Origin of the sequence: Fibrobacter sp. UBA3718 (genome assembly GCF_002371935.1) — a bacterium.
Taxonomy (GTDB): domain Bacteria; phylum Fibrobacterota; class Fibrobacteria; order Fibrobacterales; family Fibrobacteraceae; genus Fibrobacter.
The window spans coordinates 196,186-209,873 of record NZ_DFHR01000024.1 but is presented as its reverse complement, the minus strand read 5'-3'; the positions used below and the strand labels follow the sequence as shown (position 1 = coordinate 209,873).

Sequence of the window (13,688 nt, the reverse complement as noted above, 5' to 3'; positions counted from 1 at the left end):
TTTTTTGTTTGTAAAGAAAAATAAGAAAAAAGGAGGTGAAGAGAACAAAAAACTTATTTTTCGTCAGAAAAAGGTGTTTAAGAACAAGTTTTGGGAGATAAAGCGTCTATTTTCGCTTCCCGAGGGCTCCGAAAACCACGGCCCCCTGCACGGCCTGGAATACCATGGGGATGTATCCGAGGAGTGCTGCGGCAAGGACGATGTCGGCGGGGATGCCGAGCAGGCCTGTGAATAAACTAACATTTACGCCTTCGCGGATACCGATGCCGTTTATTGAAATCGGGAGCATCGAGACCGTGATGGTGATGGTCATGAACACCGTGATGGTCGCGATATCTACCGGAACGCCTACCGCCTGGAAGTATGCGTAATGGATGGCGATGGACGAAATCTGCAGCCAGATAGAATCTAGTCCCGAAAGGAAGAACGCCTTTTTGTAATTGCGGTAAATGGAGAAGGCGTCCTGCAACTTTGTCAGGAACGGGATGCGCCCTGCGATTTTTTTAGGGATTCTTATTTTATCCGAAAATAGCCCGCCGACAATGATGAGGACGGAAACGAGAGCGACTGCACATACGGCGCCCGTATACATGGCGGGAATGTCGTAACGGGCGATAACGAACGGGAGTGTTACAAAGAAGCAGATGAACATCGCGATGAGACCCATCACGCGAGAGATGGCGACTGCCGCGACCGAGTTCGCCATGTTCCCGAATCGCTTTCCGAATGCGATGGTCTTGACCGCATCCCCGCCGAATCCGCTGGGGAGCAGGTTGTTGAAAAAATATCCGAGCGCGATGTAGGCGTAGAACGTGCGGAACCTGATTTTCTTGCCTTCTTCGAGTAAAAGCCCGCGCCAGCGGTTCGCCTGGATGAACATGCTGAACAGCGTGCAGAAGAGGATGACGCCAATCCACGGGAGTGCCTGCGCTGTCCAGTGGTTGCTTACATCGGCAAACGGGACCTTGTAGAATATGTAGGCGAGGCCACCGATACTGATGGCCGCCTTCAATACGCTCGAAAGGATTTTTTTTGCCGAACCCTGCTGCATCCCTTAACCTTTTTCTGCGGCGAGCTCTGTAGCAATTTCGCGAATTTGCCTGGCACTCGATTCCCACGTGAACTTGCTTACCCAGGCATCGATTTCGCCATCGTATTTGCCCTTGTCGTCGATGGAATTTTCCAATGTGCGGGCAATGCTTTCGGCATCCTTCGGGTCGAAGTATTTTGCGACGCTCCCGCCGACTTCGGGGAGTGACGACGTGTTGGAACAGGCGACGGGAGTGCCGCAGGCGAATGCTTCGAGTACGGGGAGCCCGAAACCTTCGTAGAGCGAGGGCAGCACGAACAGGTCGGCCAAGTTGTAGAAGTTCACGAGGTCTTCCTGGCTGACCATGCCGGCGTGTATTGTGAGGCCTTCTAGTCCAAGTTCTTTTTCGCGGGTGTCCTGCGTGCGGCCACTGAATGCCTTGCCGACAAGCACGAGCCTGCAATTCTCTTTCCCCTGCATGCGGGCGAAACCTTCCAGGAGCATGTTCAGGTTCTTGTGGGGGAGCAAGTTCCCGACGTACAAAAGAATCTTCTTGTCGCGCGGGATATTGAATTTCTCGTACAGGTATTCAAATTCTTCCTTGGGCTTGCGGACGAATTCCTTCCCGTAACCCAGCGGGACAACAGTTATTTTCGATTCGTCTGCCTTGTAGAACCGCAGAAGGTCGCGCTTGGTGCTTTCGGAATCCGCGAGAATGCGGTTCGCGCGCTTGCAGATGAACCAGAAGATGAACTTGAAATACAGGTGCACTACCTTCATCGGCAAGAACTCGGGGTGCACAAGGTGGGTGAGGTCGTGGACCGTCACCATCATCTTCCCGCGGTAAAAGAGCGGTACGTTGCAGTGCGGGATGTGCAAAACGTCGGGCTTTTGCTTGCGCAACTTGCAGTAGGGGAACTTGAGCTGTTCCTTGTAGCCGTAGATGCCGCTGATGAATGGAATGTGCGTGGGCACTTCGCCGTAGGCATCGAGGTCCTTCGGGTCGCCGAGCGCTACGCTGTAGCCCACGTCGCGAAGCCAGTGCTGGATGCAGGTGCCTATACCGGACCTACTCACCATGCGGGCGTCTATCGCGATTTTCGGGGCGTTACCCATGCAAGTCCTATGCCTCTGCCCTGAAGTGGTCAAACATCTTCTTGAGGGTCGTGCGTATGTCGGTGCCTTTCCAATACTTCTTTATGCGGGTGTTGTCGGCGCACAGGTATGGAGTTTCTACCGGGCGCACCTTCTCGGGGTCCACGACGATTTCAATTTCGGCAGGCGTGAATTTTAGAATCACGTCTTTCAGCAAATCTTCGATCCTGTTTGCGATTCCGGAGCCCACGTTGTAGGTGTCGAACTCGTTTTCGTTTTCGAGCAGCATGCGGTAGACATGTACGACGTCTTCCACATCGGAGAAATCGCGCCAGGCGCTCAGGTTCCCCACGAGAATCTTGCCGGGCTTTCCCGACTTGTCGATTTCGGCGACCTGCTTCACGAAACTCGGGAGCGCAAACGTTGTCGTCTGCCCGACTCCGGTGTGGTTGAAGGAGCGCGTGCACACGATTTGCATGCCGTATTTCTTGCGGTAGAGCTGTGCGAAGTTTTCTTGCGCAATCTTCGAGATGCCGTAGGGGTTGCTCGCTTCGAGCGGGTCCGTTTCCTTGAGCGCCTTGTTCCCTTCGGGAATGGCGTATTCCTCGGCGCTCCCGATTAAAAGCGTCTTTGCGTGCGGCGCATGCTTGCGGATAGCTTCCAGCAGGTTGAGCGTTCCGTTCACGTTCACGCTGATGGTATCGGCGGGGCACTTCCAGGAGGCCCCTACCGAACTGATGGCGGCGAGATTCACGATGGCGTCGGGTTTCGCTCCTTCAATGAGCGCTTCCACCTGGGGCGCGTTCTGCAGGTTCACCTCGGGGAGATCCGCGGTCACCACGCTATGCCCTGCGGCTTCAAGCTCGCGGGTAAGGTACTTGCCTACGAATCCGGCTGCACCGACGATGACGACTTTCATCAAATCTTTCCTTCGGCAAGGAGCTTGATGTCGCTTTCGACCATGCGCTTCGCGAGTTCTTCGTAGCTGATTTGCGGTTCCCAGCCAAGGACCTTCTTCGCCTTGCTTGCGTCGCCGATGAGCAGGTCCACTTCGGCGGGGCGGAAGAACTGCGGGTTCACCTTCACGACTACCTTGTCGGTACCCTTGAGGGTCGCGTATTCGTCGACGCCCTTGCCGTGGAATTCGATTTCCATTCCGGCGGCCTTGAAGGCGAGCGTTACGAACTCGCGGACGGTATGCGTCTTGCCGGTGGCGACCACGAAGTCGTCGGCCTCGGGCTGCTGCAGCATGAGCCACATGGCGCGCACGTAGTCGGCGCTATGGCCCCAGTCGCGGCTTGCGTCCATGTTCCCGAGTTCAAGCACGTCCTGCTTGCCGGCCTTGATTTTCGCGACAGCGATGGTAATCTTTCGGGTCACGAATTCGGCGCCGCGGCGTTCAGATTCGTGGTTGAAGAGGATGCCGGAGCAGGCGAACATGCCGTAGCTTTCGCGGTAGTTCTTGATAATCCAGTGCCCGTAGAGCTTGGAAACCCCATAAGGGCTGCGCGGGTAGAACGGCGTTGTCTCGTTCTGCGGGATGGCCTGCACCTTGCCGAACATCTCGCTGGTCGATGCCTGGTAAACGCGGGTGTCGGGCTTCACGAGGCGGACCGCTTCCAAAAGTTTCGTGACGCCGATGGCGTTGATATCGGCGGTGGAGAGCGGGGTTTCCCAGGAGGTGGTCACGAAGGACTGCGCGGCGAGGTTGTATATCTCGTCGGGTTTCGCGATTTCCATGGCACGCAAAAGCGATGCGGAATCGGTCATGTCGCCGAAGATGAATGTGACCTTGCCCTTGAGGTGCTCGGCGTTGTTAAAGTCGAGCTTGCTCTTGCGGCGGACGAGCCCATAAACTTCGTAACCCTTCTCGAGAAGAAATTCTGCCAGGTAGGATCCGTCCTGGCCGGTAATGCCTGTAATAAGTGCGCGTTTCATGTTGTAAAAAATACAATTTTTGATGAAGGGATATTTTGAAGGAGCTCCTGTAAGTGCTTTTTTGTTAAATTGCGGGTATGGCTTTTGTTCATCTCCAAGTACATTCCGAGTTCTCGATTTTACAGTCGTCCGCCCGCTTAGATGATATTTTTGCTGCCGCAGCGGCCGATAACGCTCCGGCTGTCGCGTTGACGGATCATGGCGCGATGTTTGGTATCCTGGAATTCCAGGAACGCGGGAAGGCCCTGAACAAGAAGCGCAAGGAAAAGGGGCTCCCGCCCATCAAGACGGTGCTGGGGTGCCATGTCTATGTCGATTCTCCCGGTTCGACGCAGAAGGATACGACCACTTACGAACGCCTGACGCTCCTGGTGGAGAACAAGGAAGGCTATTACAATCTGCTTCGTATCGTCAGTTTCCGTTATGAGGAATCGGACCGTTGGGCGGAGATTCCGTCTGTCCCTTTGAGCGTCGTCGCCGAACACAAGGCGGGCCTCATAGCTATTGCTGGAGACTACTTTAGCCGTTATGGACAGAACGTTGCGGCGGCCCGCGAAACTCCTGCTCGCGACTTCATGTTCGAACTCGACAAGATTTTTGATCGAGACCACCTCTACCTTTCGGTTTGCAACAACGGAATCGAACTGCAGGGGCGCGTGAACGATTTCAACGTGCGGCTGGCCGAGGAACTTGGCCGCGGAATCGTTGCCGTGGGCGATGTCCATTACATCAAGCAGCAGGATGCTCAGGCGCACAAGGCGCTCCGCTGTATCGCCCTGACCGAAAAGCTCAAGACGTTTGAAGACAAGCGCTTTCCGAGCGACAAGTTCTATTTCCGCACCGAAGCCGAGATGCGCGAACTCTTCGGCCATATTCCAGGAGCCATCGAGAATACGGTTTCCATTGCGGAACGCTGCAATTTCGAGGTGGTGACGGGTATCGGCGACGACTTTTGGCCCCGATTCGAAATTCCGAAGGAATTCCTGGCCTCGGAAGAATACCAGGAAATCAAGGCCATCATGAAGGCCGAATACGATGCGGAATACCCCACCTTCTACGAAAAGCAGCTCAAAAAGTATTGCGAGAAAAACGAGAAGGATGCGGAAAGCCTCACCGACGAGGACCGGGCCGCCATCGCGAAGGCTACGGCCAAGGATTGCAAGCCGGGCTCCGATTCCGACATCTACATCATCCACCTCTGCAACGAGCGCCTCAAGTGGCGTTTCCCCGATGAGGATTTCAAGTTCCCGACGCACGAGACCGAAGTGGGCCAGCGCATGTACAAGGAACTGAACTGTATCCGCAACATGAACGTTGCGGGTTACCTGCTCATCGTGTGGGACTTTATCAACTGGTCGCGCGAACACGGAATTCCCGTGGGACCGGGGCGTGGATCTGCGGCGGGTTCGCTCGTCACCTACATCATCGGCATTACCGACATCGACCCGCTCAAGTTTGGCCTCCTTTTCGAGAGATTCCTGAACCCCGAACGCGTGTCCATGCCCGATATCGATACGGACATTGCTGACCGTGACCGTGGACGCGTCATCGATTATGTGACGCGCAAGTACGGTGCCGACTGTGTGGGCCAGATTATTACCTACGGCATGCTCAAGTCCAAGCAGGTCATCAAGGATGTGGCGCGAGTCCTGGATATCCATTATACGGAAGCCGACCAGATTATCGCCTGTTTCCCACAGCGCGTGCTCAACTTTAGCCTCAACGATGCCTGGACGGGCCTCGACAAGAAAGGGAACCCGGTTGCTCCGGACTATAGCCCGGAACCGCTTCGGGCGTTGGTCGAGGGCAATTCGCGCTACCAGGAACTCTGGAGTATCGCGCTCCGACTTGAGGATTTGCCGCGCCAGACGGGCGTACATGCATGCGGCGTGGTGATTACGCCGACCCCCATTTACAACCTTGCCCCGCTTTACCGGGCGGCCCCCGCCGATACCCCGGTGGTGATGTACGACAAGCATTATTCCGAGACGATTGGCCTCTTGAAGATGGACTTCCTCGGCCTGATTAACTTGTCCATCATCCAGGATGCGGTGAACATGATCAAGAAGAATCGTGGCATCGACCTGGACATGGGGCATATCCCTCTCGATGACAAGAAGACGTTCGACCTTTTGGGCAAGGGCATGACGACCACGGTGTTCCAGTTCGAATCTCCGGGTATGCAGAAGTATTTGCGCGAACTGAAGCCGAACCGTATTGGCGACCTTATCGCCATGAACGCACTTTACCGTCCGGGCCCGATTGACCAGATTCCGCACTTCATTGCGCGCAAGCTGGGCAACGAAGAGATTGACTGCTACCATCCGGACTTGAACCCCATCCTTTCGGAAACCTACGGCGTTATCGTCTATCAGGAACAGGTGATGCAGCTTGCTCAGGTGCTGGGCGGCTACACGCTGGGCGGCGCTGACAACATCCGCCGTATCATGGCGAAGAAGATGCCCGAAAAGATGGAAAAGCTCCAGCCGGAGTTCTTCCAGAAGTGTATCGACAAGGGCTACGACAAGGCTCTGATTCAGAAGGTGTGGGATGCCGTGCTCCCGTTCTGCGGATATGCGTTCAACAAGAGCCATGCGGCCGCCTATGCGTACGTGGCTTATCAGACTGCGTATCTCAAGGCGAACTATGGCCCTGAATACATGGCCGCTTCCATGACATCCAAGATGGGCAAGACGGAAGACATCGTCACCATCATCCAGGAATGTAAGCGCATCGGTGTGCCGGTGCTTTCCCCGAATATCAACGTCTCTCTCGGCGTGTTCTCGGCCGACAAGGATGGCAATATTCTCTATGGTCTGGGCGGAATCCGGAACGTGGGTATCGCCGTTGTCGAGGATGTGGTGGCCGAACGCGAGAAACACGGCCCTTACAAGGATATTTTTGATTTTTGCAAGCGCGTGGCCGAATATCAGGGCAGCTTCAAGGAGAAACATCCTCCGCTGAGTAAGAAGGTCCTGGAATGCCTCATTATGGCGGGCGCTCTCGATTGCCTTCCGGGAAATCGCGCGGTGCTCATGGCGACAGTGGACCGCGCCATCGAGGTGGCTGCTAAATACCAGCAGGACAAGTCCGTGGGGCAGATGTCCCTGTTTGATTTGGGCGGGGCAGGCGCATCCATGGCGAATACGGCCGAGGTTCTGGAAGATGCCGAGCCGTGGGGCGATATGGAAATGCTCAACAAGGAACGCGAGGTGCTGGGCCTGTTCCTTTCGGGGCATCCGCTCAACGAGTTCCGCCCTGAACTTCAGGGATTTACGACATCTTCGCTTGCGTATGACGAACTGAAACGCAAGGTGGGGAGTACGGTTATCGTGGGTGGCGTAGTCACCTCGATGAAGTCTATCGACACAAAACGTGGCGGTGCCATCGGTATCGGCGTTATCCGTGACTTCCACAGCGAAGTCGAGCTGTTCTTCAAGAAAGACGACTGGGAACGTTTCCGCGACAAGATTTCTGGGGATGACCGTATTCTGGTCAAGGGTTTGCTGGAATACAAGCGGGATAAGGAACGCAAGTTGACAGAGGAACTCCAGATTGCGGTGGAGGAAGTCTTCCAGTTGGACTATGTCCGCGGACGCATGGTCAAGTATGTTCATGTGAGCCTGGATTCCTTGATGCTGACTGAGGAATTCCTTCAAAAACTGGAAGAAGGCATGCAGCGCTTTGAACCGTTCGAAGAAAATGGCGGTAGCGAACTTGTGTTCCATGTCGAAACCGAAACGCTCAATGAGCATGTGATTGTTCTGCGAAAGAAGCGCGTTGAATACTCGCAGGAACTGATGAACTGGCTCGTTCACGACATGGGAGTGCTCAAGTTCTGGGTATCTCCTAAATCTAGACGTTGATGGAGAACACCCATGGCCTACGTCCTTTTTTGCGCGGGCGAAGATTCGGGCGATTCGCTTGGAGCTCCGTTAGTTCGTGAGACGGTGAAATTAGGCTTTCGCGTGGTGGGTGCGGGGGGAGTGCGCATGCAATCGGCAGGGCTTGAACCGATTGTGAACTATGAGCTGCTCCCGGTTTCTGGATTTGGCGATGTGATCCCGCACCTTGTGCGTTTGCGTCGCATGCGCGATCGCCTTGCAGAAGCCCTTTTGGACAAGGATTGCATTGCTCTTGTCGCTATCGACTATCCTGGATTCAATATGGAATTGAACCGGGTGGCGCAGCGATGCGGGAAACCGGTTCTCTATGTGGCACCGCCCCAGGTGTGGGCTTGGAAACGGTCCAGGGCGAAAAAACTGCGCCATGCGAAACTTGCGGTACTCTTTGATTTTGAACGCGACTTTTACGCGCAGCAGGGTTGCCGTGCCGAAATCCTTGAATTCCCGTTCACGGGAAGGATTTCGGCAGAGCGCAACGGCGCTCTCTTGCTGCTGCCGGGCAGCCGCAAACGGCAGGCGCAGCGCAACATGCCGCTGTTTGTTGCATCGGCGTCGCTTTGGCTCCTGAAGCATCCGCATCGAAATGCGGTTGTACTTGCGTCGCGGCCTTCGCTGGCAAAGGCATTCGAAAGCATGCTTCTACGATATGCCCCGGGCGATGTCAAGGATCGGATTTCTGTGGCGGTGGCGCCGTCATCGGCCGATGAACGTGGAACTTTCTTTGCGCGTTTCTCCCTTGCTTTGACTGCCCCGGGGACGGGGTCCCTCGAAATCGCGCTTTCGGGAACGCCGGAGGTTGTATGCGACGTCCTGGATTCGCTGACATACTTTGTCGGGAAGCATTTCGTGAAGACGGATCTTTTTGCCTTGCCGAACATTTTGTCCGGTGGCATGCAGGTCCCGGAACTTTATTTCGACAGCCGAAACGAGAACCGTTCGGCTTCGGCACAGGCTGTGGCAAATGCTCTGGAATCGTGCGCTCGGCAAGATGCGCGGGCGCTTGCGAGCAGGCTTCGGGAACGGCTCTCGAAAGGGCTCTCCCCCGAAAAACTAATGTCTGAATTTCTTGGCGAGCTCCTCTAGCGTAATGCGCATGAGGGTCGGCGCTCCGTAAGGGGACTTGAGGGGATTTTCCGTAATCATCAGCTGCCCCATCAGTGCTGCCATTTCTTCGGGCTTGAGCTTGTCGCCTGCCTGATAGGCGTTGGTGCGGGCCCAGGCCTTGGCTATCGAATCCTGAATCTTGAGCGGGTCGCCCTTGTCGCCTTCGTCTATGCAGCTTTCGAAAAACTGGTGGACCGCCTTGACCGCTCTCGAAAGCGGAAGCCCGCTCGGGATGGCGCGGATCTGGTAGGTGTCGCCTCCGAAATGCTCCACGTAGAATCCGAGCTTCCGGAGTTGGTCGTTTACGGAAGGGAGAATCTGTTTCTCGATTTTGGAAAGTTCGATGAGTTCGGGGAACAGGAGTTCCTGGCTGTCGAGCGAACTGCCGTTTTGCAGGGTTTCGAGCGCCTGCTCGTAAAGGATTCTTGTGTGGGCGGCGTGTTGGTCGATAATCAAAAGGCCGTCGCTATCTTCGCCTGCGATGTAGGTGTCCGCAATCTGGAAAAGCGTCGGCGGATTCCATGCTGCAGGCTCCGGTTCCGGAGGCGGGACGTTCCCGGCGCTGGGCTCAAGCGAAATGATTTTCCCTGCTTCGGGCTGAGAAAACAGGTCCTGCACGTCGTCGCGCGTATTGTAGGATTTTGCCTTCTTTCTTTCGTTCAGGCTTGCGCTAAAGGCCGGAATCTGGTATTGCGAATGTGTCGCTTTTTGGGGGACGCTGTCCGTCGGACTGCCAGCCGCGGTTGTGGACAAAGTTTGTTCGCTTTTGGCATCACTCTTGAATTCTTCGCTCAGGTCGATGAACGGGGAGTTGGCTTCCAAATCTTTTTGGAACGTGTCGCGAATGGCGTGGCTTACGACGAGGAAGACGATGTTCTGGTTCGCAAATCGGACTTCGCGCTTGGCGGGATGCACGTTCACGTCAAAATCCGTATCGGGCATGTCGAGGAAGAGGACGGAAACGGGCTTGACCTGCGCTCCGTAGGGCTCGTAGGCCTGCGAGACCGCCTTCGCAATCATCTTGCTTTCGATAGGCCGGTTGCGCAGGAATAGGAACTGGTGGTGGCGTTTGCCGTTCGTTTCGGTCGTTGGGGAAATGTACCCCGTTACGTGGACTCCCGCTTCGGTATAGTCGACGGGCAAGAGCTTCTTTGCGATTCCCGAACCTATGGCTTCGGCAAGGCGGCTGCGCAGTTCGCCGGGAACCCCGATGAACACGGACTTGTCCCCGACCTTGTAGTCAAATCGAATTTCGGGGTGCGCGATGGCCGCTTTCAGCACGACGTCGAGAATCTTGGTGCACTCCGAGGTCTCGCTTCCGAGGAAGGTCCTGCGGACGGGAGTGTTGAAAAACAGGTCCTCGATGAGGAATGTCGTCCCGTGGCTCGAGGCGTAATCCTCCTCGCCTTCGACGTTTCCGCCCTTGATGATGAGCCTTCCGCCCTCGCCGCTGTCGGTGCTGGTGGAAATGGTCATTTTAGAAATGGCGGCGATGGACGCCACTGCCTCTCCACGGAATCCGTTCGTATGGAGGTGGAACAGGTCGTCAGCCTTGTTCAGCTTGGAAGTCGTGTGCCTCAGGTAGCATAGCCGGAGGTCTTCTCGGTCCATTCCCTTTCCATTGTCCGAAACGAGGATTTTCTTTTTCCCGCCTTGCTCGATTTGCACCTGTATACGGGTAGCGCCAGCGTCAATGGAGTTCTCCATGAGCTCTTTTACAGCCGAAGCCGGGCGTTCTATTACCTCGCCTGCCGCAATCTTGTTGATGATTTCATCCGGCAAAAGGTGTATTTTAGCGGATTTCATGAGCCAAATATAACCAAATCGGCTTGCAAAAGTCTATTTTTTTGTAAATTGTAGTCGAAATCTTTAATTGGAAGATTTCTATCCAAAACGGAGGATAACCTTGATCTCGAATTTCTTTGTTCAACTGGCGCACTTTGAGCTGTTGATATCGTATCCGGTGAAAGATATCTTGACCCTGCTCCGTCGCGATTCTCGTTTCGACACGAAGCTCGTGAACGACCTCTTCTTTGAGGGTGCCTACATGGACGAGAGTTCTTACCGGTTTATCTTGGATAACCTGGTGTCCTGGCTCTATGACCGTGGCGAAAACCCCGATGATTTCGTGGAAAGAATTGTAAAACGTTGCGCCGACTTTGAAGCGGTTCCCGCACGTGGAGTGCTGCGTTCTTACCTGCCTTTCATTTCCCAGTTCTACCAGACCAAGGATGTTCGAGCCCTTTGCCTCGAGATTATTCCCAAGCGTTATCCGTTCCTGACGCATTTCTCGGTGCTGTCCGACAAAGTAGAAAGTGACATGCGCAACATGCACATCTCCTTCCGCTTTGAGACTCCAGGCGCCTTGGTTTCTAACCCCATTCGCTGGATTCTTGGAATGTTCCGCGTGGGCCCGCTTCTGCTTAACACGCCCGCGTACGAACAGATGGATATCATTGCGACCCAGACCTCCTTTATTGAAGCTCTCGAAAATCGTGTCCCGGCAGAAATGCGCGATGGAAACGTCTTTGTCGGAGACCGCCTAGTGGGACGGACTGCTACCTTCGGTGATTGCCTTGATGAACTCGGCTTCGAATGGGAAAACAAGCCTGAACGCGAGGTAGGCTGCGTCCTTGCGCTGGAAGATGTCCGCGATGCGAAGACGAATACGCTCCTGCTCCGCAAGGGCTGCTACTATGGCACTCCGAGCAACATCCTGGATGTCCGGTTCAAGGCGAATGTCATTACGCAGGAACCGTTCCTCAAGCTGATGAGTTCCGTGGTCAAGCAGGAATTCGCGGCCTGGCAGCCGATTCAGAAGGCGCAGGAACAGCTTCTCGGCGCCATGAGTGATTCCGTTGAAGTCATCTACTACAAGAGCGACGATTCCATCTCGGTAAACAACAAGCACCTGATGCGCAACGTTCCCGCCCGCATCCTGCGCAACCTACTGCGCGAATATATGGCGACAGGCCGCGAGGAATACGAGAACCGTGAATTCAAGCGCGACCCGTCCATTTGCATGGACCCCCTGCGTCCGAACTTCGAAAGCCGGTTGAACCGCGTCATTGCGCATATCAACGGCACGGCTGAGAAGGATGGGGCGCCTGGCGAAGGTGTCAAGAAGTTCTTCGAGATCGAACGCCATCGTCGCGGTGGCTTCCGCTTTGTGCCGAAGTGCAAGATCATCTTCCGCGAGGAATAAAGCCCCTCGCGCTGGATTTTGTCGCGGAAAAAACGTGATGAAGGAATGCTAAAAAAATAAGCATTTTGGAAGAACGCGCATAAAGAAAATTTGATAAATTTGGATTCGTTGAGATTGGTTGAAGGGTAAATCCTCACAAGACGTTATCATTGCTCCCCTCCTGATAAGTTAAAGGTTCCGGATACCGCTCAATATTTTCTCCTTCTTAGGAAAGTGCCCCTCACGGGGCGCTTTCTTTTTTTTTCATGCACACCGAAGGTGTGCACGAGCACCTAATTGCGAATGCAGTTAGGTGCGTGTCGGGAGGGTTTTAGGGAGGGGCCGTCGTGCGAACCCCTCCCTAGTCTCATAAAAAAGCCCGCTTGCGCGGGCTCTTAAAAGGCTTGTAATCGTCGGTTACTTGTTGATTGCGGCGAGGAACGCATCCTTCTTTTCTTGCAGGAATTCCTTGCTGTTGTACTTGCGGATGCGGCGGAGTGCCTGGTCGCGCAACTGGCGGACGCGTTCATGGGAGATGTTCATGGATTCGCCCACTTCACGAAGCGTCTGCGGAGCTTCCTGGTTGATGCCGAAGATGCCGGTAATGACCTTCGCTTCGCGTTCGGGGAGCTGCTCCATCAAGTCGCGTGCGAGCGCCTCGACGCTCTGGATTTCGGAATCGGCTTCCGGGTTCGAGGCTCCGGTGTCGGGCAGCACTTCGGCGTAGGTCGCCTTGGAGTCTGCCTTCAGCGGGCTGTCGAAAGAGACGCCGCGCTGGCCGATCTGGATGAGCTCGCGGATTTCCTCGTTGATTTCCTTGCCGCGGGACTGCTCGTGCAAAGCCTTACGCACGCGGAGGTGCTGGTTTGCCGGCAGGCGGATGAGGTTGCCCTGCTCGTTGATGGCGCGGGTGATGTAGGCCTTGATCCACCAAACGCCGTAGCTGATGAACTTGAGGCCGCGGGTGTGTTCGAACGATTCGATTGCGCGCACGAGGCCCATGGCGCCTTCGCTCACCAGGTCCGGGAGCGGGATGGGGCAGCCACGGTACTGGATGGCAACCTTCAGCACGAAACGCATGTTCGCGGAAATCAGTTTCTTGCGGGCAATCTTGTCACCTTCTTTAGCTTTCTGGAAAAGGATCTGCTCCTCGTCGCGGGAGAGGGGGGCAGTTCTTCTGATGTCTTCAAGGTAACGTTTGAGGGTAGTATCGGTAGAGTCTATATGCATTTTCTTTCCTTGCCCTTTAAATATCGCTTTTTTTATTAGCAAGTTGCGTGCCAAAAGTGTAAAATTTTGGTCCAAGTCCGCTTTTTGCCTGAAAAGGCGAGTGTTTCTCCTAAAATGTTGGATTATTTGTCATTAAATTTAACAAATGTCATGATTTTTGTAAAATTATGTTTCGAAAAGTAACCGTGAAAGCTCCGCCTGG

Annotated in this window: 9 protein-coding genes; 3 read left to right on the top strand and 6 right to left on the bottom strand. The window is 54.8% G+C overall.

All coding sequences use genetic code 11. The annotated features are described in order from the left end of the window. Nucleotides 1-106: 106 nt before the first annotated feature. The 4 genes from B4A77_RS11395 to gmd are packed head-to-tail and all read right to left on the bottom strand — an operon-like array spanning nucleotide 107 to nucleotide 4,063. A complete protein-coding gene (locus tag B4A77_RS11395; protein WP_290723433.1) occupies nucleotides 107-1,051 on the bottom strand; it encodes a lysylphosphatidylglycerol synthase transmembrane domain-containing protein in 945 nt (314 codons plus the stop codon). A 3-nt stretch (nucleotides 1,052-1,054) separates the two neighbouring features. Continuing rightward, the gene (locus B4A77_RS11390) at nucleotides 1,055-2,146 is read right to left on the bottom strand and encodes a glycosyltransferase family 4 protein (RefSeq protein WP_290723432.1); all 1,092 of its coding nucleotides are present in this window, start codon (nucleotides 2,144-2,146) and stop codon (nucleotides 1,055-1,057) included. Between the two features lie 7 nt (nucleotides 2,147-2,153). After that, the gene (locus tag B4A77_RS11385; protein WP_290723430.1) at nucleotides 2,154-3,044 is read right to left on the bottom strand and encodes a GDP-mannose 4,6-dehydratase; all 891 of its coding nucleotides are present in this window, start codon (nucleotides 3,042-3,044) and stop codon (nucleotides 2,154-2,156) included. Beyond that, nucleotides 3,044-4,063 (bottom strand): GDP-mannose 4,6-dehydratase, encoded by a 1,020-nt coding sequence (gene gmd / locus B4A77_RS11380; RefSeq protein ID WP_173365301.1) that lies wholly within the window; start codon nucleotides 4,061-4,063, stop codon nucleotides 3,044-3,046. Before gmd ends, B4A77_RS11385 begins: the two co-directional genes overlap by 1 nt. 77 nt (nucleotides 4,064-4,140) lie before the next feature. On the opposite strand from gmd, the gene dnaE reads away from it, so the two are divergent. Together dnaE and B4A77_RS11370 are read left to right on the top strand one after the other, a co-directional pair. Continuing rightward, the gene (gene dnaE / locus B4A77_RS11375) at nucleotides 4,141-7,929 is read left to right on the top strand and encodes a DNA polymerase III subunit alpha (protein ID WP_173365302.1); all 3,789 of its coding nucleotides are present in this window, start codon (nucleotides 4,141-4,143) and stop codon (nucleotides 7,927-7,929) included. Nucleotides 7,930-7,941: 12 nt separating this feature from the next. Beyond that, nucleotides 7,942-9,051: a lipid-A-disaccharide synthase gene (locus B4A77_RS11370; RefSeq protein WP_290731961.1), complete on the top strand. Its 1,110-nt coding sequence runs from the start codon at nucleotides 7,942-7,944 to the stop codon at nucleotides 9,049-9,051. Here the strand turns inward: B4A77_RS11370 and mutL are convergent. Continuing rightward, nucleotides 9,019-10,878 (bottom strand): DNA mismatch repair endonuclease MutL, encoded by a 1,860-nt coding sequence (mutL, locus tag B4A77_RS11365; RefSeq protein ID WP_290723423.1) that lies wholly within the window; start codon nucleotides 10,876-10,878, stop codon nucleotides 9,019-9,021. The two genes, B4A77_RS11370 and mutL, sit on opposite strands and share 33 nt — an antisense overlap. A gap of 100 nt (nucleotides 10,879-10,978) precedes the next feature. Here mutL and B4A77_RS11360 point away from each other — a divergent pair, with 100 nt between their 5' ends. Continuing rightward, entirely contained in the window at nucleotides 10,979-12,277 is a 1,299-nt protein-coding gene (locus tag B4A77_RS11360; protein ID WP_173365305.1) for a hypothetical protein, read from the top strand. 396 nt (nucleotides 12,278-12,673) lie between these two features. Here B4A77_RS11360 and B4A77_RS11355 read toward each other — a convergent pair whose 3' ends face one another. After that, nucleotides 12,674-13,486, bottom strand: a complete 813-nt coding sequence (locus tag B4A77_RS11355; protein WP_173365306.1) for a sigma-70 family RNA polymerase sigma factor — start codon at nucleotides 13,484-13,486, stop codon at nucleotides 12,674-12,676. Nucleotides 13,487-13,688 lie beyond the last annotated feature (202 nt).